1 protein-coding gene is annotated in these 444 nt (G+C 52.9%); it reads left to right on the forward strand.

Features of this window, described 5'->3' with window-relative positions:
* Window positions 1-53: 53 nt before the first annotated feature.
* Window positions 54-444, forward strand: a 391-nt coding sequence (locus E3E30_RS11175) for a gamma-glutamyl-gamma-aminobutyrate hydrolase family protein (RefSeq protein WP_346765920.1), incomplete at its 3' end; no start/stop codon positions are given.

Raw genomic sequence — 444 nt, forward strand, 5'->3', positions numbered from 1 at the left:
TGCAAGTTATAAACGTTGCCCTGGGTGGAACTCTGTATCAAGATCTAACGGAGATTCCTAAAGCCATCAAGCATGACTGGGATCTGAACATTATCGGTCCGACCCAGCGTGTTCACGGAGTAAGGATAAAGATGAGCTCGAAGCTCTATGAGATTCTCAAGGACGAGCTCAGCATAGAGGGCACCAACGAGGTTTATCTGCGCGTCAACAGCTTCCATCACCAGGCCATCAAGAGGGTTGGTGAGGGAATAAAGCCCGTTGCCTACGCCGTCGACGGCCTCATCGAGGCGATTGAGGCAGAGGAGAGCTTTGTGATTGGCGTCCAGTGGCAGGCGGAGCATTTGCCCGAAATGGGGCGGCTTTTCGAGGCTTTTGTACTGGCTGCTGCAGAATACCGTGCCAAAAAGCGGGAGATGGAAAGGCTGGAGATAGAGGCAGAGGTCA

Origin of the sequence: Thermococcus sp. 9N3 (assembly GCF_012027685.1) — an archaeon.
Taxonomy (GTDB): domain Archaea; phylum Methanobacteriota_B; class Thermococci; order Thermococcales; family Thermococcaceae; genus Thermococcus; species Thermococcus nautili.